Annotated in this window: 21 protein-coding genes; 9 read left to right on the forward strand and 12 right to left on the reverse strand. The window is 65.5% G+C overall.

Annotation, left to right across the window (positions count from 1 at the left end; translation table 11 throughout):
* Nucleotides 1-5 precede the first annotated feature (5 nt).
* Nucleotides 6-1,376: an MFS transporter gene (locus AC3RCG_RS19690; protein WP_492403084.1), complete on the reverse strand. Its 1,371-nt coding sequence runs from the start codon at nt 1,374-1,376 to the stop codon at nt 6-8.
* Nucleotides 1,377-1,492: 116 nt separating this feature from the next.
* Here AC3RCG_RS19690 and AC3RCG_RS19695 point away from each other — a divergent pair, with 116 nt between their 5' ends.
* From AC3RCG_RS19695 to AC3RCG_RS19720, 6 genes are all read left to right on the forward strand, one after another.
* Nucleotides 1,493-2,365: a LysR family transcriptional regulator gene (locus tag AC3RCG_RS19695; RefSeq protein ID WP_121670017.1), complete on the forward strand. Its 873-nt coding sequence runs from the start codon at nt 1,493-1,495 to the stop codon at nt 2,363-2,365.
* Between the two features lie 134 nt (nt 2,366-2,499).
* The gene (locus AC3RCG_RS19700; RefSeq protein ID WP_070223930.1) at nt 2,500-2,823 is read left to right on the forward strand and encodes a hypothetical protein; all 324 of its coding nucleotides are present in this window, start codon (nt 2,500-2,502) and stop codon (nt 2,821-2,823) included.
* A 210-nt stretch (nt 2,824-3,033) separates the two neighbouring features.
* Complete coding sequence (locus AC3RCG_RS19705; protein WP_070224172.1) at nt 3,034-3,849, forward strand: MlaE family ABC transporter permease; 816 nt, start codon at nt 3,034-3,036, stop codon at nt 3,847-3,849.
* A 55-nt stretch (nt 3,850-3,904) separates the two neighbouring features.
* The gene (locus AC3RCG_RS19710; RefSeq protein WP_121670018.1) at nt 3,905-4,930 is read left to right on the forward strand and encodes an MlaD family protein; all 1,026 of its coding nucleotides are present in this window, start codon (nt 3,905-3,907) and stop codon (nt 4,928-4,930) included.
* On the forward strand, nt 4,927-5,598 hold the full coding sequence (locus AC3RCG_RS19715) for a hypothetical protein (protein WP_492403087.1): 672 nt from the start codon (nt 4,927-4,929) through the stop codon (nt 5,596-5,598). Before AC3RCG_RS19710 ends, AC3RCG_RS19715 begins: the two co-directional genes overlap by 4 nt.
* Before the next feature lie 87 nt (nt 5,599-5,685).
* A complete protein-coding gene (locus tag AC3RCG_RS19720; protein WP_492403306.1) occupies nt 5,686-7,014 on the forward strand; it encodes an ATP-binding protein in 1,329 nt (442 codons plus the stop codon).
* Here the strand turns inward: AC3RCG_RS19720 and nosR are convergent.
* The 8 genes from nosR to AC3RCG_RS19760 form a co-directional block, all read right to left on the reverse strand.
* On the reverse strand, nt 7,011-8,378 hold the full coding sequence (nosR, locus tag AC3RCG_RS19725) for a response regulator c-di-GMP phosphodiesterase, NosR family (RefSeq protein WP_492403089.1): 1,368 nt from the start codon (nt 8,376-8,378) through the stop codon (nt 7,011-7,013). The two genes, AC3RCG_RS19720 and nosR, sit on opposite strands and share 4 nt — an antisense overlap.
* Complete coding sequence (locus tag AC3RCG_RS19730; RefSeq protein WP_409028254.1) at nt 8,375-9,838, reverse strand: ATP-binding protein; 1,464 nt, start codon at nt 9,836-9,838, stop codon at nt 8,375-8,377. The genes nosR and AC3RCG_RS19730 overlap by 4 nt, the downstream gene beginning before the upstream one ends.
* Before the next feature lie 14 nt (nt 9,839-9,852).
* The gene (locus tag AC3RCG_RS19735; protein WP_492403092.1) at nt 9,853-10,692 is read right to left on the reverse strand and encodes an HDOD domain-containing protein; all 840 of its coding nucleotides are present in this window, start codon (nt 10,690-10,692) and stop codon (nt 9,853-9,855) included.
* The gene (locus AC3RCG_RS19740) at nt 10,689-11,021 is read right to left on the reverse strand and encodes a hypothetical protein (RefSeq protein ID WP_492403094.1); all 333 of its coding nucleotides are present in this window, start codon (nt 11,019-11,021) and stop codon (nt 10,689-10,691) included. Before AC3RCG_RS19740 ends, AC3RCG_RS19735 begins: the two co-directional genes overlap by 4 nt.
* Nucleotides 11,018-11,884 (reverse strand): response regulator, encoded by an 867-nt coding sequence (locus AC3RCG_RS19745; protein WP_083287572.1) that lies wholly within the window; start codon nt 11,882-11,884, stop codon nt 11,018-11,020. Before AC3RCG_RS19745 ends, AC3RCG_RS19740 begins: the two co-directional genes overlap by 4 nt.
* Nucleotides 11,885-12,030: 146 nt before the next feature.
* Nucleotides 12,031-12,489 carry a hypothetical protein gene (locus AC3RCG_RS19750; RefSeq protein ID WP_070223944.1) on the reverse strand — a complete coding sequence of 153 codons (459 nt, stop codon included), beginning with the start codon at nt 12,487-12,489 and terminating at the stop codon, nt 12,031-12,033.
* Nucleotides 12,490-12,576: 87 nt separating this feature from the next.
* Nucleotides 12,577-13,839 (reverse strand): DEAD/DEAH box helicase, encoded by a 1,263-nt coding sequence (locus AC3RCG_RS19755; protein WP_070300476.1) that lies wholly within the window; start codon nt 13,837-13,839, stop codon nt 12,577-12,579.
* Between the two features lie 79 nt (nt 13,840-13,918).
* Complete coding sequence (locus AC3RCG_RS19760) at nt 13,919-14,977, reverse strand: Lnb N-terminal periplasmic domain-containing protein (RefSeq protein WP_492403097.1); 1,059 nt, start codon at nt 14,975-14,977, stop codon at nt 13,919-13,921.
* A 185-nt stretch (nt 14,978-15,162) separates the two neighbouring features.
* Between AC3RCG_RS19760 and AC3RCG_RS19765 the strand changes: the two genes are divergently transcribed.
* The gene (locus AC3RCG_RS19765) at nt 15,163-15,867 is read left to right on the forward strand and encodes a hypothetical protein (RefSeq protein ID WP_492403099.1); all 705 of its coding nucleotides are present in this window, start codon (nt 15,163-15,165) and stop codon (nt 15,865-15,867) included.
* A gap of 2 nt (nt 15,868-15,869) precedes the next feature.
* Here the strand turns inward: AC3RCG_RS19765 and AC3RCG_RS19770 are convergent, their stop codons facing one another.
* Complete coding sequence (locus AC3RCG_RS19770; protein WP_099411169.1) at nt 15,870-17,039, reverse strand: mandelate racemase/muconate lactonizing enzyme family protein; 1,170 nt, start codon at nt 17,037-17,039, stop codon at nt 15,870-15,872.
* Nucleotides 17,040-17,145: 106 nt separating this feature from the next.
* Here AC3RCG_RS19770 and AC3RCG_RS19775 point away from each other — a divergent pair, with 106 nt between their 5' ends.
* Nucleotides 17,146-18,066, forward strand: coding sequence for a LysR family transcriptional regulator (locus AC3RCG_RS19775; protein WP_070288687.1), 921 nt, complete (start codon nt 17,146-17,148; stop codon nt 18,064-18,066).
* Between the two features lie 42 nt (nt 18,067-18,108).
* The gene (gene motA / locus AC3RCG_RS19780) at nt 18,109-18,972 is read left to right on the forward strand and encodes a flagellar motor stator protein MotA (RefSeq protein WP_035820336.1); all 864 of its coding nucleotides are present in this window, start codon (nt 18,109-18,111) and stop codon (nt 18,970-18,972) included.
* 26 nt (nt 18,973-18,998) lie between these two features.
* On the opposite strand, the gene AC3RCG_RS19785 is transcribed toward motA, so the two are convergent.
* Complete coding sequence (locus AC3RCG_RS19785; RefSeq protein ID WP_070311425.1) at nt 18,999-19,397, reverse strand: VOC family protein; 399 nt, start codon at nt 19,395-19,397, stop codon at nt 18,999-19,001.
* A gap of 147 nt (nt 19,398-19,544) precedes the next feature.
* Nucleotides 19,545-21,011 (reverse strand): aminotransferase-like domain-containing protein, encoded by a 1,467-nt coding sequence (locus AC3RCG_RS19790; protein ID WP_492403102.1) that lies wholly within the window; start codon nt 21,009-21,011, stop codon nt 19,545-19,547.
* Nucleotides 21,012-21,020: the final 9 nt, after the last annotated feature.

A 21,020-nucleotide genomic window follows, 5' to 3' on the forward strand; every position in this document is an offset into this window, starting at 1 on the left:
GCGCTTCAGGCGGCCACGGCCTTCGGCAGATGCACGTGCCGGTACACGAGGCCCGCCGCCAGGCCATACGCGGCGGCAATCGTCGCGTAGGCCAGCGGCAAGCGCAGCGACCAGTCGGGCAACATGTGCAGGATGCTGCCGATCAGCGCCACGCCCACCAGGGCGCCGATCTGGCGGTTGGCATTCAGGGCCGCCGCTGCGCTGTTCGCATGCTGCTTGCCGGCCACCCGCATCACGGTGGCCGTCATGGCGGGAATGGCGATGCCGATGGCCACATTCATGACGGCCGTGCCCAGCGCCAGCCAGCCATACGGCGTGCCCGGACGCAAGCCCATCAGCAGCAAGGCCATGACGGCGCCCACCAGCAAGCCGGCCAGCATGGGCCTACGCGTGCCATGGCGCGCCGCAATACTTCCCGCCATGAAATTGCCCACCGTATAGGCCGCCATCATGGGCAGCAGGCGTAAGCCCGACTGCAGGGCGTCGGCGCCGCCCGACTGCTGCAGGAACAGGCTCAATAAAAACAGCTGGCCGAATACGCAGAAATTGATCAAAAAACCCACGCCATTGGCCGCGCCAAAACTGCTGCTGTGAAACAGCGCGCGCGGCAACAGCGGATGGCTGCCGCTGCGCTCGCGCCGCAGCAATTGCCAGGCCGACAGCAAGGTCAATGCCCCCGCCGCCACGACATCCGGCGACAGCCAGCCCAGCACGGGCCCTTCGATCAGCACGAAACTGAGGCCCGCCAGCGCCGCCACGCCCAGTGCATGGCTGAACAGCGACAAATCGCGCGGCTGACGCGCCGGCGCGACCAGCAACAGCTGCGCCATGACGATGGCCAGCACGCCCAGCGGCACGTTCACCCAGAACACGCTGCGCCAGCCGAACTGGTGCACGAGGATACCGCCGATCAAGGGGCCGGATGCACCGGCCACGCCCACCAGCGCCGACCAGGTGCCGAGCATGCGCGTGCGTTCGCGCTCGTCGTCAAAACTGTGCGTGAGCAAACTCAGCGAACTGGGCATGAACAGGGCCGCGCCCGCCCCCTGCAGCAGGCGCGCCGCCGTCAGGAAATGCCCGTCGGGCGCGGCGCCGCACAGCACCGAGCCGAGCAGGAAGACGCCCAGGCCGCCCTGGTACACGGCTTTCGCCCCGTAGCGGTCGGCCAGCGCGCCGCCGGCCAGCAGCAGCGCGGCAAACGTCAAGGTGTAGCCGTCGACCACCCAGACCAGGCCCGTCAGCGGGATATGCAAGTCCAGCGCGATATCGGACAGCGCCACGTTGACGGCCGTGACGTCGAGCATCGCCATGACGAAGCCGAAGGCCAGGGTCAGCAAGATCAAGCCGTTGGCGCGGCGCGGTGTGGGAACAGACATGGGACTCCTTGCAGTAACAGGGGGGACGGCCATTATGCGAGCGTTGCGCGATGCAGTAAACAGGCATAAACTCGGCATCTTGATGCAAAAATGCATCACAAAAAAAGAAAAATACAATGGACTGGGATAACGCGCGCATCTTTCTCGCCATCGGGCGGGCCGGCACCCTGCGCGGCGCGGCCGCCCTGCTGGGCATCGACCAGGCCACGTGCGGGCGCCGCCTGGCCGCGCTGGAAAGCTCGCTGGGCGCCACCCTGTTCCTGCGCACGCCATCGGGCTACGTGCCCACGCCGGCCGGCGAGCTGGCGCTGACGGCGGCCGAAGCAATGGAGCGGGCGGCCGACAAGCTGCAGCGCGAGATGCAGGGCGTCGACAACCGTTTAAGCGGCATGGTGCGCGTGGCCACCACGGACACCATGGCCAGCCATTTCGTCATCCGCGCCATGCAGCGGCTGCACGCGGCCCACCCGGACATCCGCATCGTGCTCAACGTGGCGCCCGCGCTGGCCAGCCTGACGCGGCGCGAGGCGGACCTGGCCGTGCGCGGCGTGCGCCCCACCGACCCGGACCTGATCTCGCGCCACCTGGTCAAACGCAGCCTTGGCCTGTACGCCTCGAAAACCTATCTGGCCGAACGGGGCGAACCCGTGCGCGGCACGGCGCTGGCCGGCCACGACATCGTCATCTACCACCAGTCCGTGACGCCGCGCCACGCAGAGAAAATCGCCGGCGAATCCGTCGCCAACGCCCGGGTCGCCATGGAAGTGAACTCGGCGGCCATGCTGCAGGAAGCCACGCGCGCGGGCCTGGGCGTGGCCGAGCTGGCGACTCATCTAGGCGACATCGACCCGCAGCTCGTGCGCATCTGGCCCGAGCGGGCGGAAAGCTACGACGTGTGGCTGGTCATGCACGCGGACCTGAACCGCTCGGCCCGCGTGCGGGCGGCGGCTGACGCCATCATTGCCAGCGTGGCCGGCCCGGCGCACTAGGCGCAAGTCCATCCCCAAAAAAATCATTCCCAAAAGAAACTTTATCTCTTGCGAATCTGATAAAATTCCTCTCCCCGCCGCGCACAGCCGCCGCCAATCGCCGCGGGATCCCTCAATCCCCCTGGAGAATTTTTATGCTTATCTGGCAAGGCTTCGGCATACTTGGCCCCCTTATCTGTTTGATCGTCGTACTGGCCGCGCAAGCGCTGTTTGGCGCCACCCTGGGCGAGGCCTATACAAAGAGCCACACATGGACCCTGGCCCTGGCCTTCCTGCTGGCAGCTGCCGCCAGCTGGTATGCGGGCGTACGCCTGAACAGCGCGCCCGGACGCGAATTGATCGACCCGGCCACGCAGGAGCGCGTGATCCTGCGCCAGCGCCACACCCTGTTCTGGATTCCGATGCAATACATCGCCGTGCTGATGGTCGTCATGGCCGGCTTCGCCCTGTTTGAGTAAGTAGGTCGTGGGAAATTATTGTGAAGTTATGACGAACAGAACCGGATGCGCTGCAAGGCGCCCGTTGCGACGCAGTGCAGGCACTGCTAGCAGCGGGTAACGCCGCAGAGCGCCGGTTATGGAAGTCAGAAATCACAATAATTTATTACGACCTACTTCAGCGCGCACGCCTGACGTGCCCGGCGGGCGGGCAGATGTTAAGATGCCATGATGACCCTATCCGTCTCCCTCATCATCAGCCTGCGCCGCCTGCACCGGGCCACCATGGCCTGGCTGGTCAGCTGGTGGCGCATGCTGCATTTCGCCATCCTCGTGTTTTCGCTGGCCCTGTCGCCATCGAGCTATAACCGCGACAACCGCCCCATCCTCGCGCACCGCCTGGTGACGAACACGGCGCCCAATCTCGTGTGGTTCAGCGTGGCCTGCGCGCTCGTCAGCCTGGTGCTGATCCGCATCGTCGTCGTCAGCGCGCAAAGCTACGGCCTGTCGCGCTATGCGCTGGAAATGGTGGTGCGCGTGCTGGTGCTGGAATTGATACCGCTGACGGCCGCCCTGTTCGTGGCCCTGCGCCTGACCCTGCCCGACGGCATTGCTTTCGCGCAAATGCGCTCGTCCGGCATGCTCGATACCATGCAGCGCCAGGGCGTCGACCTGCTGCGCCGCGAATACTTTCCACGCGTCATGTCCGGCATCTTCGCCGTGTGGATGCTGGCCATCGTCAGCTGCGTCACCTCGCTGATCCTCGCCTACCTGACGATCTATGGCTTTACGCCGTGGGCGCTGCAAGGCTACACGCGCGTGGTGGGGCAGATCTTCAATCCGGCCGTGGCCCTGATCCTGATGCTCAAGGTGATCTTCTTCAGCTTTGCCGTGGCCCTGATCCCGCTGGCCTCCTCGTACTATCCGGAAGACCCGCACGGCCGGCGCAACCGCCTGTGGGCCGCGCACGGCCTGTCCGAAATGCTGCGCCTGTTTTCCGTCATCCTGCTGATCGAAGTGGCTTCGCTGATGGGCAATTACTACTGATGCCCCGCCCGCCACCGCCAGCGATCCCGAACCACCCATACGAGAGCCAGAAGCCATGAGCCAACCGCAAAATCCCGACCAGGTCGACGTCACGGCGCCCGCCGGTCTCGCGCAAGATAGTGTCCTGCCCGCCCCGCCGCCCGTGCGCCACGCCGAACTGAAGGCGGCCATCCTGCTCATCTTCATGTTCGTGCTGGTGGTCGGCTCCGTCGTCTACCTGATGTATGCGCGCGGCGCCTTCGAAGCCACGCAAACCCTGGTGCTGACGGCCGATGACTCGGACGGCGTGGGCGTGGGCGCCGACCTGACCTTTTCCGGCTTTCCCATCGGCCGCGTGCAGCGCATCGAGCTGGCGCCGGACGGCCGCGCGCGCGTCATCGTCGACGTGCCGCGCAAGGACGCGCACTGGCTGCGCAGCAGCTCCATCTTCACCTTGGAGCGGGGCATCGTGGGCGGCGCCAAGCTGCGCGCCTACAGCGGCATCCTGACGGACCCGCCGCTGCCCGACGACGCCACGCGCGACTTGCTGGTGGGCGACATGGCGGCGGAAATCCCCCGTCTGCTGGCCGCCGCCAAGGATTTGCTGAACAATGTGGCGACCCTGACGGGCAGCGATTCCGCGCTCGACGGCACCTTGCGCAATGTGCAGGCCGTGACGGGCAAGCTGAGCGGCCCGGGCGGCGCCATGGGCTTGCTGACGGGCGACGACAAGCAGTCGCGCCTGCTGGTCGAGCGGGCCAACGCCCTGCTCGTTACGGCCGACCAGCTGGCGCGCCGCACGGATGGTCTGGTCGCCAATGCCGATACGCGCGTGTTTGGCGACAAGGGCGTGATGACGGATGCGCAAGCGACCATCGTGCAGCTGAACGCGCTGCTGGCCGACACCCGCGCCAGCCTGAAAAAAGTCGACGCCGTGCTGGTCGAGGCGCAAGCCGTGGGCGCCAACGCCAGGGCGGCCACGGCCGACCTGGGCCCGCTGCGCGCCGATGTGGAAAGCAATCTGCGCAAGGTCGAACAGCTGGTCAATGAAATCAACCGCAAATGGCCGTTCAAGCGCAATCCGGAGATCAAACTGCCATGAAAATGTCCCGCCCCGCTCTCGCCGCCCTGCTGTCCACCTTGCTCGCCGCCTGCTCCAGCGGCCCGCCCGTGCCCGACTGGAAAATGAATGCGCAAAGTTCCGTCGAACGGTTTCAAGCGGCCTACCTGGGCGGCAACGCCCTCGTCGAACAGACGGAATTCCGCCGCGCCCGCAGCCAGGTGGCGGGCACGGGCAAGCTCGAACTGGTGGCGCGCATCGAACTGCTGCGCTGCGCCGCGCGCGTGGCCAGCCTGGCCTTCGAGGACTGCACGGGCTTCGATGCGCTGCAAGCGGACGCGAACGACGCCGACCGCGCGTATGCGGCCTGGCTGGCCGGCAAGGCGCAAGGGGCCGATGTCGCCCTGCTGCCGGAAGCGCAGCGGGCGGCAGCAGGCGCCGCATCCGACACGGCCGCCGCCAGCGCCGTGGCGGCCATCGATGACCCGCTGTCGCGGCTGGTGGCGGCCGGCGTGCTGCTGCGCTCGGGCCGTGCCACGCCGGCGCTGCTCGACACGGCCGTCGCCACTGCCTCGGACCAGGGCTGGCGCCGTCCGCTGCTGGCCTGGCTGGGCGTGCAGCGCCTGCGCGCCGAACAGGCGGGCGACACGCAAGCGGCGCAGCGCATCGCGCGGCGCATGGCGGTCGTCGAGCAGCCGCTGGCCCCCTGAGCGCGCCGATGGCGGCCCAAGGCAGACGGAATCAGGCATAATTCAGCCAGGATGACAGCTATGCCGTGCAGGCAGCGAGGTGTGACGATGCAGTTCGAGGATTTCGACCTTTCCACTCCCGATACCGGCCGGCATGCCGGGGCGGCGCCTGGCGATGAAGCACCGGCGGCTACAGCCGTGCGCCTGCAATACCTGCTCGACAATACACCCTCCATCATCTATTGCACCGTGCCCAGCGGCGACTTCAAGATGACTTTTGTCAGCAACAATGCCTTGAACGTGCTGGGCTACCAGCCCGAGGACATGGTCGCCGATCCCAATTTCTGGTTCGACCACATCCACCCCGACGATGCGCCCGGCATCTTTTCCAGCCTGGCGCAGATCTTTGTCGAAGGCGCCCGCGCGTATGAATACCGTTTCCGCGTGCGCGACGGCAGCTATCTGTGGATGCACGACAGCCTGCGCCTCGTGCGCGACGAGCACGGCGTGCCGTTCGAGGTGATCGGCTCGCTGACGGATATCACGGAACGCAAGGGCATGGAAGCGATGCTGCAGGCGCGCGGCGAAGAGCAGCAACTACTGATCAGCAAGTTACAGGAAGCGCACGACCAGCTGCTGCAATCGGAAAAGATGGCGTCCATCGGCCAGCTGGCGGCCGGCATCGCGCACGAAATCAATAACCCGATCGGCTTCGTCAATTCCAACATGAGTTCCCTGCAAGGCTATGTCGGCACCCTGTTCGGCGTGATCGGGCAATACGAAGCGGCGATGCGCGAAACGCCGGACGGCCCGGCCCTGGCCGCGCGCGTGGCCGAGGTGCGCGCGCAGGCCGACCTGGCCTTCCTGCAGGACGACATGGTCGATCTGGTGCGCGAATCGATGGATGGCTTGAAACGCGTGCGCGACATCGTGCAGGCGCTGAAGGATTTTTCCCACGTGGGCGAGACGGACTGGCAGGTGGCCAGCCTGCATGCGGGCCTGGACAGCACCCTCAATATCGTCGCCAACGAGTTGAAATACAAGGCGCGCATCGAGAAGCACTATGGCGAGCTGCCGCCGATCCTGTGCCTGGCCTCGCAGCTGAACCAGGTCTTCATGAACCTGCTCGTCAACGCGGGCCAGGCCATCAGCAGCGACGGCGTGATCAGCATCCGCACGGGCCACGCGGGCGACTGGGTGTGGGTGGAAATCGGCGACACGGGCGCCGGCATCGCGCCCGAGCACCTGAACCGCATCTTCGAGCCGTTCTTCACCACCAAGGCCGTGGGCAGTGGCACGGGTCTGGGCCTGTCGCTCTCGTACGGCATCGTCAACAAGCACGGCGGACGCATCGAGGTGGCCTCGGAAGTGGGTCAGGGCACGCGCTTTACCGTGCACCTGCCGCTGCAGCCGCCCACCGCCGCCGCGAACGCCTAGGCGTCCTTCACTGGCGCATACACGCGGATGCTGAGGCGCCCGCCATTCTTGCCTTCGAAATCGAGCAGCTGGGCGATCACGCGGGCCGTCAGCACGTGTTCGGCCGCCAGCAGCATCAGGCCGTCGCGGCTGATCAGGTCGCGCGACAGCACCATGCCCGGTTCCAGCTGGCCCGACAGCACGGTCAGGTCGCGCGCCGGCGGCTCCGTCTCCTCCATGATGCTGCGGAAAGCGGCCACCACGGCCGGGTCGTAGCGCTTGCCGATGCTGTCGTAGATCAGGGTGCGCGCTTCGTCGGCGCGCAGGCTGCGCTGCACCATGGCGCCGATCTGCAAGCCGTCGTAGTCCGAGGCCAGCGCCAGGATGCGCGCGCCCATGGGAATGGCCAGGCCCACCAGGCCATCGGGAAAGCCGCCGCCGTCGAAACGTTCGAGCTGCGAGCGCAGGATCACGGAGACGGCGCGCAGCTCGTCGAGCGCCATCAGCAGCTGTTCGGCGCGCAGCGGATGCTTGCGGAAGGCGGCCAGCTGCTCGCCCGTCCAGGCGCTGGCCGGCAGTTCCAGCACGTCGTCGCTGAGGCTGAGCTTGCCGATGTCCTTGAGCAGGGCCGCGATGAACACGTCGCGCGCCTCCTGCCCTTCCAGGCCCAGCGCCTGCGCCAGCTTGCGCGACAGCTCGGCCACCCGCCGCGCATGGCCGGCCAGCTTGCCGCCGCGCATTTCGATCAGGTTGGAAAACACCTTGATCGTCGTCACGAACGTGGCTTTCAGGCGCTCGTTGGCCGCCTGCACCTCGTCGTGGGACTGCTTCAGCTGCTGCGTGCGCGTGGCCACCTTCGCTTCCAGGCTGGCGTTGAGCGCCTGCAGCTCCACGTTCTGGCTGGCTGTCAGCGCTTCCAGGCGCCGTTTTTCCTGCTCCAGCGCGCGCCGTTCCAGCGCGTGGCGCACCACCAGCACGATATCGTTCTCGTCCCACGGCTTGGTCACGTAGCGGTAGATTTCACCCTGGTTGATGGCGTCGAGGATGGACTGGATATCGGCATAGCCGGTCAGCAGCAGGCGGATGGTGCCGGGCCAGCGCTGGCGCACCTGGGCCAGGAACTGCGCGCCGTCCATGTGCGGCATGCGCATGTCGGAAATGACCAGGTCCACCGTCTCGCTCTCGAGCAGGGCCAGGCCGGCCGCGCCGCCGTCGGCCGTCAGCACGCGGTAGCCGTGCGGGCGGAACAGCCGCCGCAGCGACGACAGGATATTCGGTTCGTCGTCGACGCACAGGATGGTGGGCGGCGCGGCCGCAGTGCTGGCGCTGGCGCTGGCGCTGGTACTAGTGCTCGTGCTCGTGCTCATGCTGTCCTGTTCGTTCATGGTGTGACGGGCTGCGCCTGGCGCACGGGCAAGGTGATGCGGAAGGTGGTGCCGCGGCCGATGATGCTGCGCACGTCGATGCGGCCATGGTGTTTCTGCACCGTCGTGTAGGCCAGCGACAGGCCCAGTCCCGTGCCCTTGCCGACGGCCTTGGTGGTAAAGAACGGATCGAAGATGCGCGACAGGTGTTCGGGCGCGATGCCGCCGCCCGTGTCCTCGACCTCGATCCACACTTCCGTGGCGTTGTCGCTGCCCGTGCGCAGGGTGATGCGTCCGCGCGCCTCGCCCATGGCGTGGGCCGCGTTGACGACGAGGTTCATGATCACCTGGTTCAGCTCGGAAGGCTGGCATTCGATATCGGGAATGTCGCCATATTCGCGCACCACGTCGGCCTTGTACTTGACCTCGTTGTTCACGATGTTGAGCGTGGTATCGATGCCCTGGCGCAGGTCGGCCCAGACCCACTCCTGGTGCGCATCCGTGCGCGAAAAATCCTTCAGGTCCTGCACGATGCGGCGCACGCGCGCAATGCCTTCCTTCGACTCGCCCATCAGCATGGGAATGTCGGTGCGCAGGAAGTCGAGGTCGATCTGTTCGCGCAGCGCGCGCAGGCGCGCCGCCACCACGGGGTCGGCGACGGCCGGCTCGGCGTCCTCGTAGGCGTCGAGCATGCTGAACAGGTCATCCAGATAACCTTCCAGGGTGCCGACATTGGAAAACACATAGCCGATGGGATTGTTGATCTCGTGCGCCACGCCGGCGGCCAGCTGGCCGATCGACGCCAGTTTTTCCGACTGCAGCAGCTTTTGCTGGGCCAGCGACAGCTTGCTGTTCAATTCCGTCAGGGCCAGGTTGCGCTCGCGCAGTTCCAGATCGGCGATCTGGCGCTGGCGGATATCGTCGGCCAGGCGTTCGTTCATTTCCGCCAGCTGGGCCGTGCGCTTGGCCACCAGGTGTTCCAGATTGTCGTGCGCCTTGCGCAGCGCCAGTTCCGCCAGGCGCCGCTCGCTCACGTCGCGCAGGGTTTCGATGGCGCCCACCAGGCGTCCCTGGCGGTCGCGCAGGGGCGCCGCCGTGAAATGCAGCCAGTGGCCGTCGGGCCCGATATCGGCAAAGAAATCCTCGGCCTCGAAGGCGCCGGGGATCACGGGAGAACGCTTCAGCTTGCCAAGGTAAAGGTCATTTTCGCCGAGCGCGATATCGTCGGCCACCAGCAGGTCGGCCAGGCAGGCGCGCGGCTGCGGATAAAACGCCTTCCAGTGGTCGCGCGTGCCGACCATTTCGGCGGCCGTAAAGCCCAGCAACTGTTCGCAGGCGCTGTTCCAGTGCGTCACCACGTGGTTCGTATCGATGGCGAAAGTGGCCACGGGATGGCCGTCGAAAAATGCCGACAGCGCGATGGTGTCGCCCTGGCGGCGTTCCGGCATGGCGGGCAGCGCCTGTCCTGCATCTGTTTCCATGGCCTCTATCCTGTTCATGCCAGCATGATCCGCGACATTTCATCGAAGGTGTGTTCCGTTTGCGCCAGCAGCGCCAGCCAGGCCTGCTCGTCCAGCGCGATGCTGCGCCAGCCCGCCGGCGACAGCGGCGGCACCAGCGCATCGTCGACCCCGGCCAGATCGAGCGCCAGGGCGACGGCATTGGCCATGTGCACGGCCAGCGGCAAGCCGCCCGCTTCCAGCCGGTCGATGGCGTGGTGGTCGGCCACCGCCTGCTGTATTGCCTCGGGAAACTTCCAGTAGGCGGCCAGGGCGCGGCCCACCTGCGCGTGATCGATGCCGATGACGGCCCGTTCCGCCTCGGCCATCTGGCAGTCGTGCGCCTGGCGGTAGCTGCGCACGAGCGCGTACTCGGCCGGGAAGCGCGTCACCAGCACCAGGGTACCCAGGTCGTGCAGCAAGCCGGCCGTGAACGCCGTTTCGGGATTGACGCGCAAGTGCGGCGCCAGCAGGCGCGCGGCGATGGCCGTGGCCAGCGAATGGCGCCAGAATGCCTGGAAATCGAAGCCGCCGCTCACCGGCGCGAAGCTGCCCGTCAGGGCGCACGCCGTGACGACGGTGCGGATGCTGTGAAAGCCCAGCACGGACACGGCTTGCGGAATGCTGGTGACCTTCGATTGCATGCCGTAGAACGAGGAATTGGCGATGCGCAAGGTCTTCGCCGCCAGGCCCTGGTCCAGCTCGATCTTTTGCGCCAGCACGTGCACGTCCGTGTCGTCCTGATCCATGCTCGACAGCAGTTCCAGCACCACCACCGGCAGCGAAGGCAGTTCCTGTATCTGGCGGATGATATGTTCAAAGCTGAGCCGTGTCATGCCGCGCCCCCTTGCCGGTAGCGCTGCACCAGCGTCAGCAGCTCGGCCCCGGCGGAATCGGGCGGCGTGGCGCGGAACAGCACGGCCAGCCGTTCCAGGCGGCGCAAGCGTTCCTGCTCGGCGTGCGCCTGCGCGGCGGGGTCGGGCGCCTCATCCATGACGACGTGGCAGCGTTCCACATTGCGCCGGCGCAAAGCCGCCAGGTTCGCCGCCGTCAGGGTGGCGCCCTGGGCCAGCAGCACGGCGCCGCTGGCGTCGTTCAAGGCCTGCGCCAGCACCATGCCTTCCTGCGCCTGCTCCATGGAAATTTCGCGTCCGCTTTCACTCATGTATCCGCTCCATGACGACTCAGGGTGACCAGGCTGCCGCGCGAGCGCGAATGGAGGCCCATCGGATGGACCGCCACGGTATACGGCTGGCCATCGATGGCTGCCAGGCAAGGCGCGCCCTGCCCGTCAAACAATTGCGGCAAGACGATCGCCGCCTCGTTGCCCAGCAGGGCCGCGCCCCGTTCGAACAGGTTGGCCGCCGCCGCGTTGATGAAGGCGATCATGCCGTCCTCATCGAGGCCGATCACGGGCAGCGGCAGAAATTGCAGCAATTCGCGCGCGATGCCGAGGCTGACCTCGTCGCGGCTGATCTGATGCTGCTGCTGGCGCACCAGCGCCTGCATGGCGGCATTGGCCGCCGCCAGCGCCTGGTTGGCGTCGCGCAGCTGCGCATTGAGGCGCACATTGTCGTCGTCGATGCCCTTCAGGCGAAAGGCTTCGGCGATATGCTCGCGCAGTTGATGGTCTTCCCAGGGCTTGGTGAGAAACTTGAAGATGGCGCCCTCGTTGACGGCGTCCGTGACGGCCTGCAACTCGGTATAACCGGACAGCATGATGCGGATGGTTTGCGGACACAGCAGCTTGGCCTTGCGCAGGAAGTCGGCGCCCAGCATGCCCGGCATGCGCTGGTCCGACACGATCACGTCGACGGCATGGCTGGCCAGCACGTCCAGCCCTTCCTGGCCGCTGTTGGCCGTAATGATATGGTAGCCATCGCGCCGCAGCAGGCGCTTGAGGGAAGCGAGGATATTGGGCTCGTCATCGACCAGCAGCAAGGTGCGCGGCGCCGCCGCAGGCTGCTGCCCGGCGTCCGCCGCCAGCGCCGCCATACCCGGCATGCCATGCTCGTCGTGCACATCCATCGGACCATCCTCTCATCGCCATGGCGATATCGGAGCTTGCCTGGAGGGGAATCTGCCGCGCGAGACAGTCTTGCGAGTCTTGCGCGGCAGCCAGCTTGCGTTGAAATTATACGACTAAATATTCCTTCATTGCACTTATCCTGCACTTATCCGCGCCGCGCCGGACAAGGCGTGTTGCGGTAGAACACAAAGCCGCCCAGGCCGATGGCTTGCGTGTCGGCCTTCACGGCGTACACCAGCGTGTTCCTGGCCGCATCGACCCTCAGCAGATTCTTGTGCAGCACCGTTTGCGCGTGCGACAGTTCCAGAGACGGCGTCGGCGCCAATGCCAGACTTAGTTCGGACGTGGCCGCGTCATACGTCCAGCGGCCCGGGTTGAAAAAGGCGAAGCCGCCGTCGAAACGCAGGCTGCCATCCTTGAACTGGGTCAGGCAAATGCCGGGAAATTCGCTGGGCGGGTTGTACCAGGTGGCGGCCACGGCGGCATCGGCCGGCGTCTTGCCCGGCATCTGCATGCCGGTGCTGTCAGTTTTGCCGCCCAGGCCGGCGCAACCGGCCAGCGCCAGCGCGCCCGCCAGCACGCCCGCGCGTATGGTGTATATCATGTGCATTGCCGTCCCCTTGCTTTATAGAAACACAATCTTAAAGCGGGATGGCTGGCCGTTCAAGCGGCCAGCGCACATAAGGCCAATTTAATTGTCCCCGGCCGCCTTCGCCGCCATGGCAGCCGCTTCGCGCAATTTGTCCTTCTTGCTCTTGCGCGCGCCCTTCACGCCGCCGTTCACCGCATCGGTGACGGGATGCACGGGCGCAGGCAGTTCCGTCGGCTCGAAACCGGCCACCACTTCGCGCACGATGCGCAAGTCGTTGCGGTTTTCGATCAGGCGGAAATGCGCTTCCGTGTCGGCCGTCACGAAACTGATGGCCGTGCCGCTTTCGCCGGCGCGGCCCGTGCGGCCGATGCGGTGCGTGTAGTCGACGGCCGAACGGGGCAAGTCGTAGTTGACGACGGCTGGCAGGCCGGCGATGTCGATGCCGCGCGCGGCCACGTCGGTGGCTACCAGCACCTGCAGCCGGCACGCCTTGAAGTCGGCCAGCAGCTGGCTGCGCGTGCCCTGGCTGAATTCGCCGTGGAATGCGCCCACGTGCAGGCCCGCGCGCTGCAGCTTGTCGGCCACGTGTTCGGCTGCGTACTTGGTGGCGACGAACACCAGCACGCGCTCCCACTGCTGCTGCAGGATCAGGTAGCGCAGCAGCTGCGTGCGGCGCGGCATGTCGACCGTGATGGCCCGCTGCACGATATCGGGCTTGTCCTGCGGTTCGGACGCCACCTCGATGCGCACGGGCTCCTTGAGCAGGCTGTCGGCCAGCGCCTGCACGCTGTCGGGGAAGGTGGCGGAAAAGAACAGGTTTTGCCGCTGTTTGGGCAGCAGAGCCAGGATGGCGTTGATCTCGTCGCTGAAACCCATGTCCAGCAGGCGGTCGGCTTCATCGAGCACGCACAGCGACACGCCGCCCAGCTTCACGGCGTTCTGGCGCACCAGGTCCAGCAAGCGGCCCGGCGTGGCGACGACGATATCGGCGCCGCCGCGCAAGTCCATCATCTGCGGATTGATCGACACGCCGCCGAACAGCACGGAAATCTTCAGTTTCACGGGCAGCGGCTTGGCCAGCGCGTGCACCGTCTGCCCCACCTGCGCGGCCAGCTCGCGCGTGGGCACGAGGATCAGCGCGCGCACCTGGCGCGGGCCGGAAGCGGGCGCCATCAGCGCCTGCAGCAGCGGCAGCGCGTAGGCGGCCGTCTTGCCGGAACCCGTCTGGGCCGCGCCCAGCACGTCGCTGCCGCGCAGGATGGCGGGAATGGCGGCCGCCTGGATGGCCGTCGGCGCGGCATAGCCGGCCTTGTCGACGGCGCGGACCAGGGCGGGAATCAGACCCAGGGAGGAAAATGGCATAGCGGGCCTTCTTTATTCGTAAAGTGAGACCGGCCGCAATGTGCGGCCGGTCGGAATAGCGACAGTATAAGGCAGGCGGCTACTGCTTGGGCATTTGCAGCGTCGGATGGCCCGCGTCATCGTAGCCCGGCATGCCGCGCCGGATCGTATGCGAAAAGTCCGCATCGTCGTTGGCGGCCCGCGCGCGCGCCGTGATGTGGCCGCCAATACGCAGCTGCTGGAAGGTCTGGCCAGGTACCAGGCCCTTGACGTCGAACAGATAGCGGTCGAGGTAGCCCGAGGCCATCAGCCGGTAGTCGAGCGGCAGGCCCGGCACGATGCGGCGCACCATCTCGAAGACGATGGTGGTGCAGTTGGCCGTCAGGGTGTTGTAGAAGCGAGGCTGGTTCTTCAGCGCCTGCGCCTCGTCCAGGTAGGCGAGGAACAGCGAGCGCATGGCCGCTTTCGGCATCATCACGCGGTACAGATGCATGTCCTCGCCGCGCGCATTCGTGCGCACGCGCAGGATGTCGCGCTCGTCGGCGGCGATCAGGCTCATTTCAAAATGCTTGAAAAAGCCGCCGATGGCGGAAAAGCTCTCGCCCTTTTCCTTGCGGATCTCGATGGAAAACGTCAGAAAGCGCCCGTCGGCGAAGCCGAACGAGATCAGCGTATGCGCGATGTACGGCCCCGTCCAGTACGACAGCGCCGTATCCACCGTGCGCAGCTCGTCGAGGTCGTAACTGCGCTGCTCCCACTTGACCGTGTAATCGTCATCGCTGCGCCAGTCGAAATTGCGCACATTGTCCAGCGTGACGAGATTGCCCTTGAGCGTGCCCGTGACATTGCGCGCCACGTCGTCGGCCCACACGCGCTGCTGTTTCGGCGCGATCAGGCTCCACCACACGAGCAGCAGGATGAAACCGGCCGCATACGGCAACAGCACGCGCGCGTCGCCGCGCGTCCACCACAGCGCGATGCTGGCCACGCCCAGCGCGGCCCACAGCAAGGCGCCGATGGCTTGCGCCGCCGTGCCGCCGGACAGCTGGTACCACAGCGCCAGCGCACCCCACAGTGCAGTCAACAGGATAATCAGGGAAACGGCCATTTTGCCAATGCTGGCCAGCACGGAGCGGGCATGGTGTGATAAGAAAGTCATGCCCCGATTATACGGGCAAGCGCAGGAAGAGGTGCGTCCGAGCAAGTACAGCCGAACAACAGGCACTGGCCGCACATCATTGCTTGCCTGCTAATTTATTTCATGAGAGCATATTGCAAAAATAAAATGTATAGACAAGGCATCCTGTCACCGCAGTGCGGCCTTGCCGATTTCCGGAGACACCTTTGCAAGCCCCTTCCCTCTACGCCCTCGCCGGCAGCCTCAATTCCCTGTTCATTATCGTCAGCCTGTACGGTCTGTGGTCGCAGCTGCAAAAAATCTGGCGGCGCAAGCGCGATGCCGGTATCGGCGCGGGCAAGACAACGGACATCCTGTCGATCAACCAGTTCACCGTCAGCTTCCTCGCGTATTGCGCGTTCTTCGTCTACGGCTATTCGATCACGCCGTTCAACCACTACATCGTCTGGCCCCGTTTGGTCGCCTCGCTGATCGCGCTGGCCATCCTGCATGAAATCGAGCGTGACCGCCGCAGCCGGGCATCGCGCCATGCGCTGCTGGCCTGCGCGCTGCTGCTGTGCGCGGGCGTGACGGCGCTGGCCTTCGGCCCCACCTTCACCGATGAAAAGCGCGTGATCTCGCAAAGCCTGATCGTCGCCGTCACCGTGCTGCTGGCGCAGGGCTATGCGCATCAGATCCGCCTGATCTGGCGCTCTGGCAGGACGGGCGCCGTGTCGTTAAAGATGAGCCAGTTCATCCTGGCGATGGATGTCAGCACCATCTTCTTCGCCTGCGTCATGGGCCTGTCGACGGGCTGGCCATTGCTGCTGCTCGCCAGCGTCAGCGCCACGACCAAGCTGATCATCATGTGGCTGTTCCGCTGGGAGAAGAGCAGCCGCGCCGCGCAGGTCAAACGGCAGGCAATGGCCTGAGGTTATTGCCCGCTCAGCGCCCGCATTTCCGCATACAAATTCGCCTTGCCCTCGAAGCCGATGCCGACCAGGTCCGGCATGGTGATGTGGCCGTTTTCCACGCGCACGCCGTCGGGAAAGCCGCCGAACGGCTGAAATAAATCCGGATACGATTCATTGCCGCCCAGGCCCAGGCCCGCCGCGATATTCAAGGACATCTGATGACCGCCGTGCGGGATGCAGCGGCTGCGCGACCAGCCGTGCTGGTGCAGCATGTCCAGGGTGCGCAAATATTCCACCAGGCCGTAGCTGAGGGCGCAATCGAACTGCAGCCAGTCGCGGTCGGCGCGCATGCCGCCGTAGCGGATCAGGTTGCGCGCATCCTGCATGGAAAACAGGTTTTCGCCCGTCGCCATGGGCTTGTCGTAATAGCTGCGCAGGGTCGCTTGCAGCTCGAAGTCGAGCGGATCGCCCGCCTCCTCGTACCAGAACAAGTCATATTCACGCAGCGCCTTGGCGTAGGCGATCGAGGTGTCGAGATCGAAGCGCCCGTTGGCGTCCACGCACAGCTTCTGCCCATCCTGCAGCACCTCCATGATGGCGTCGATGCGGCGCAAATCCTCGTCCAGCGAGGCGCCGCCGATCTTTTTCTTGACCACCGTGTAGCCGCGGTCGACATAGCTGCGCATCTCGTCCTGCAGGGCGGAAAGGCTCTGGCCCGGGTAATAATAGCCGCCCGCCGCATACACGAAGACCTGTTTGTCGGGCACGCCCGTGCCGTGGCGCTCGGCCAGCAGCTGGAACAGCGGTTTGTTCTCGATCTTCGCCACGGCATCCCAGATGGCCATGTCGATGGTGCCGATGGCCACCGAGCGCTCGCCATGGCCGCCCGGCTTTTCATTGGTGTACATGCAATCCCACACCTTGTGCGGATCGAGGTTGGCGCCGTCGTCCGTGACGAGCGAGGCGGGATCTGCGTCGAGGATGCGGGGAATGAAACGCTCGCGCATCAGCATGCCCTGGCCGTAGCGGCCGTTCGAATTGAAACCGTAGCCAACGACGGGCTTGCCGTCGCGCATCACGTCGGTGACGACGGCCACCAGGCTTAAGGTCATCTTCGTGAAATCGATGTAGGCGTTGCGGATGGGGGAAGAGATGGGGATGGTCTTTTCGCGGATCTCGACGATTTTCATGCGGCTCTCCTGTAGTTGAAAACAATGACGCCAGCTTACCCGCGATACAAAACCATATAATCGATATCAATTTAAAGCATTATTCACTTGAAGTAAAAGATGAACCATGAAAACGGACGCCACCACGGAAATGGCCTTCTTTGTGCTGCTGGCCAAGCTGGGCAGCCTGTCGGCCACGGCGCGCGAACTGGGCATCACGCCGCCCGCCGTCAGCAAGCGATTGGTGCTGATGGAGCAGCGCCTGGGCGTGCGTTTGCTCAACCGCAGCACGCGGCGCATCAGCCTGACGGGCGACGGCGAAAGCTATCTGCGGCAGGCGCGGCAGATCCTCGACGATATCCGCGCCATGGAAGAGTCCTTGGCCAGCGGCGGCGCCGAGCCGCGCGGCCTGCTGCGCGTGAATGCCACCCTGGGCTTCGGGCGCACGGTGATCGCGCCCCTGCTGTCGCAATTCGCGCTGCGCCACCCGCAGCTGGAAGTGCAGCTGCAGCTGACGGACAGCCCCATCAACCTGGTCGAGCAGGCGTACGACCTGGGTATCCGCTTCGGCGACTTGCCCGACACGCGACTGTCGGCGCGGCGCATCATGTCGAACCGGCGCTTCCTGTGCGCCTCACCCGCCTACCTGCAGGCGCACGGCACGCCGCGGACACCGGACGACCTGGCGCAGCACCGCTGCATCGTGCACCGGCAGAACGACGACGCCTACGGCATCTGGCGTTTGAGCCGTGGCCGCGCCAGCCACACGGTGAAGGTGCGCGGCACGGTGGCCAGCAACGACGGCGACGTGGTGCTGGGCTGGGCGCTGGACGGGCACGGCATCCTGCTGCGTTCGGAATGGGACCTGGCGCGCTACCTCGACAGCGGCCGCCTGCGCGTGGTGCTGGCCGACTATACGCTGGCGCCGGCCGACCTGTACGCCTACTACCCGAGCCGCCACCAGTTGCCCGCCAAAGTGCGCGCTTTTATCAATTTTCTCATCCAGCAATTGCAGCCGGAAGCGGCCACAGCGGCAGAATCAGGTTAAACTATAATATTGCGATATGGCAATATTATGAAGGAGTAGGTTTTGCTAGTCATACTCGGATTTCTCGTCGTGCTGTTTTCCGTCTTCGGCGGCTTCGCCATGCAGGGGGGACACTTGGGCGCCCTGTTCCAGCCGCTGGAACTGCTGATGATCGGCGGCGCCGCGCTGGGCACCTTCTTTGTCGGCAATGACGCCAAGGCCATCCGCGCCACGTTCGCCGCCCTGCCCACCCTGTTCCACGGCTCGCAATATACGAAGGCGCGCTACATGGAGCTGATGGGGTTGATGTATGAAATCCTCAGCAAGATCCGCAAGGAAGGCTTGATGTCGGTCGAGGACGATATCGACGACCCCTACCGCAGCGCCATCTTCGTGAAATACCCGTACACGCTCGGTGACGAGCACATCCTGGAATTCATCACCGATTATCTGCGCCTGATGGTGTCGGGCAATATGGACGCCTACCAGATCGAAAATCTGATGGATAACGAGATCGAAACGCACCATGAAGACGCGGAAATGCCGATCCAGACGATTTCGCAGCTGGCCGACGCCATGCCGGCCTTCGGCATCGTGGCCGCCGTGATGGGCGTGGTGCATACGATGGCCTCCGTCGGCTTGCCGCCGGCCGAGCTGGGCGTGCTGATCGCACAGGCGCTGGTGGGCACCTTCATCGGCATTTTGCTGGCCTACGGCTTCATCGCGCCGCTGGCCAGCTTGCTGCGCCGCAAGCACCATGAAACGGCGAAGATGTACCAGTGCGTGAAAGTGACGTTATTGGCCAGCCTGAATGGCTACGCGCCGGCGCTGGCCGTGGAATTCGGCCGCAAGGTCATTTCCGCCACGGAACGCCCCTCGTTCAGCGAACTGGAAAACCACGTGCGCCAGGTGCGCACGAAGAACTGATCCCGCCTGTCTGCTGACCCGGCGCGTCAGGCTTGCGGCGCCGTCCAGACCAGGTTCCACAGGTGGCCGTCGATATCCTCGAAGCCCTGGTCATACATGAAGCCATGGTCTTCGGGCGGATGCGGTATGCGGCCGCCAGCGGCGGCGGCCTTGGCGATCAGGCTGTCCACCTCTTCCCGGCTTTCGCAACTGAGGCAAATGACGACTTCATTGGCTTGCCGGGCATCCGCGAGCGGCTTGTCGATCAGGGACCGGAAGAACGGTTCGGTCGTCAGCATGGCCTCGATGCTGCCTTCGACGATGTTCATGAATGCCGCGTTCTCGCCGCTGAAGCGGGAATTGAAGGTGAAGCCGAGCGCGGAAAAGAAGGCCCTGGATTTATCCAGTTCCTTCACGGGCAGGTTGAGGATGATCTGTTTGTTCATGGCGGTTCCTTGCTTCCTTGGTGAAGGTGGGATGGGCAAGCGGTGCGCCTTCCCTGCGACGAAGGACGGCATACCAAATTGACACGCTTACGAAAAAAGCGTTCCTCCAGAATATCAATAAATACTGAAGAAAGGCGCGGACTATGCTCAGGACTTGCCCTCGATGCTGGCGGCGGCGCGGGCGCGGGCCAGGCTTGAGCGCGCGCCAGCCACCGCGCGCAGGCGTTCTTCCAGGTAGGCGCTCACGCGCGGATGCTGGCTGAAGGCGACGTTGAAGCGGATGTGCTGGTCTGGCGTGTCGTTGGCCGAGAACGCGGCGCCGCACATCAGCAGAATCTTGTTGCGGTAGGCATCCTGCACCAGCAAGTCCACGTCCAGCCCTTCGGGCATGCTGCCCCACAGGAAAATGCCTGCGTCGCCCGGCTGCTCGAACAGCACGCCGGCCGTGCTCAGCTGACGCGTGCTGGCGTTGCGCGCCACCATGATCTTGCGTTGCAGCCGCTCCAGGTGCTTGCGCAGATTGCCGGCCTTGAGCACTTCCAGCAGCACGTATTCGTTCAGCGCAGGCAAGGTCATGATGGAATGGATCTTGGTGCGCATCAAGGGCTTGAGCAGGGAAGGCGCCGCGGCCAGGTAGCCCATGCGCAGGGCCGGGCTCAGCGCCTTGCACAGGCTCGAGTAGTAGATCACGCCGTCCAGTCCGGACAGCGACGCCAGCCGCGTGCTGTGGCCCGGCTGGAAATGGCCGTGCACGTCGTCTTCGGCGATCAGGAAGCCGTACTGCTGCGCCATGATCAGCACCTTGTGCAGGTTGGCGGCGCTGCTGCTCCACCCGGTGGGATTGTGCAAGGCCGTCTGCATGAACAGCAGGCGCGGACGGTGCGTGCGGCAAGCCGCTTCCAGCTCGTCCAGATCGAGGCCATCGGGCCGGCGCCGGATGGGCACCAGGCGCACGCCGTCCTGGCGCAGCCTGCCGAACATCAGGAAGTATCCGGGGTCTTCCACCAGCACCGTATCGCCGGGCTGCAGGAACGTGCGGCAGATCAGGTCGATGGCATGGGTGCCGCCGAACGTGGTGAGGATGTGGCTGGCGTCCGCCGCGATGCCGATACCGCGCAACAGCAGCGCGATCTGCTCGCGCAGCTCGGCCAGCCCTTGCGGCGGGCAGCGCGAAGCCATGCCGGCCGCGCTGCGCGCCAGACCGCGTTGCACGGCGGCCGCCGGCAGCGCGTCCTGCAGCCAGGTGGGCGGCAAGGCGCCGCTGCTGGCCAGCAGCACGCCCGGCCGCTGGTCGTTCACTTGCTGGCTCAGCCAGACCGCCTCCTGCTCCTGTCCCGCTTCCAGCGCCACCTCGTCGGGAATGGCGCGGCCGGCGTCAGCCGGTGCGCAGACGAAGAAGCCTGTCGTGCCGTGCGTATCGATGACGCCTGCAGCCACCAGCCTGTCATACGCGACCACCACGGTGTTGGTGCTGACCGCAAGCTGCGTGGCGAGCTGGCGGATCGACGGCAGCCTGGTCCCGCCAGGCAGCACGCGTTGCGCGATCTGCTGGCGCAGTGCGGCCTCGATCTGCTTGAACAGGGGAATGGGTGAGGAGCGGTCGATGGCGAACATGGCGCAAGT

The sequence above is a fragment of the Janthinobacterium sp. GW823-FHT01H08 genome, assembly GCF_058797855.1.

Excerpts from the sequence above, each read along its gene's own strand:
- AC3RCG_RS19695 (WP_121670017.1), top strand. The coding sequence starts at position 1,493 with ATGGACTGGGATAACGCGCGCATCTTTCTCGCCATCGGGCGGGCCGGC.
- AC3RCG_RS19760 (WP_492403097.1), bottom strand. The coding sequence starts at position 14,977 with ATGACTTTCTTATCACACCATGCCCGCTCCGTGCTGGCCAGCATTGGC.
- AC3RCG_RS19790 (WP_492403102.1), bottom strand. The coding sequence starts at position 21,011 with ATGTTCGCCATCGACCGCTCCTCACCCATTCCCCTGTTCAAGCAGATC.
- AC3RCG_RS19745 (WP_083287572.1), bottom strand. The coding sequence starts at position 11,884 with ATGGATGTGCACGACGAGCATGGCATGCCGGGTATGGCGGCGCTGGCG.
- AC3RCG_RS19735 (WP_492403092.1), bottom strand. The coding sequence starts at position 10,692 with ATGACACGGCTCAGCTTTGAACATATCATCCGCCAGATACAGGAACTG.
- AC3RCG_RS19705 (WP_070224172.1), top strand. The coding sequence starts at position 3,034 with ATGACCCTATCCGTCTCCCTCATCATCAGCCTGCGCCGCCTGCACCGG.
- AC3RCG_RS19715 (WP_492403087.1), top strand. The coding sequence starts at position 4,927 with ATGAAAATGTCCCGCCCCGCTCTCGCCGCCCTGCTGTCCACCTTGCTC.
- AC3RCG_RS19750 (WP_070223944.1), bottom strand. The coding sequence starts at position 12,489 with ATGATATACACCATACGCGCGGGCGTGCTGGCGGGCGCGCTGGCGCTG.
- AC3RCG_RS19710 (WP_121670018.1), top strand. The coding sequence starts at position 3,905 with ATGAGCCAACCGCAAAATCCCGACCAGGTCGACGTCACGGCGCCCGCC.
- AC3RCG_RS19690 (WP_492403084.1), bottom strand. The coding sequence starts at position 1,376 with ATGTCTGTTCCCACACCGCGCCGCGCCAACGGCTTGATCTTGCTGACC.
- AC3RCG_RS19720 (WP_492403306.1), top strand. The coding sequence starts at position 5,686 with ATGCAGTTCGAGGATTTCGACCTTTCCACTCCCGATACCGGCCGGCAT.
- AC3RCG_RS19700 (WP_070223930.1), top strand. The coding sequence starts at position 2,500 with ATGCTTATCTGGCAAGGCTTCGGCATACTTGGCCCCCTTATCTGTTTG.
- AC3RCG_RS19755 (WP_070300476.1), bottom strand. The coding sequence starts at position 13,839 with ATGCCATTTTCCTCCCTGGGTCTGATTCCCGCCCTGGTCCGCGCCGTC.
- AC3RCG_RS19770 (WP_099411169.1), bottom strand. The coding sequence starts at position 17,039 with ATGAAAATCGTCGAGATCCGCGAAAAGACCATCCCCATCTCTTCCCCC.
- AC3RCG_RS19730 (WP_409028254.1), bottom strand. The coding sequence starts at position 9,838 with ATGGAAACAGATGCAGGACAGGCGCTGCCCGCCATGCCGGAACGCCGC.
- AC3RCG_RS19785 (WP_070311425.1), bottom strand. The coding sequence starts at position 19,397 with ATGAACAAACAGATCATCCTCAACCTGCCCGTGAAGGAACTGGATAAA.
- AC3RCG_RS19740 (WP_492403094.1), bottom strand. The coding sequence starts at position 11,021 with ATGAGTGAAAGCGGACGCGAAATTTCCATGGAGCAGGCGCAGGAAGGC.
- nosR (WP_492403089.1), bottom strand. The coding sequence starts at position 8,378 with ATGAACGAACAGGACAGCATGAGCACGAGCACGAGCACTAGTACCAGC.
- AC3RCG_RS19775 (WP_070288687.1), top strand. The coding sequence starts at position 17,146 with ATGAAAACGGACGCCACCACGGAAATGGCCTTCTTTGTGCTGCTGGCC.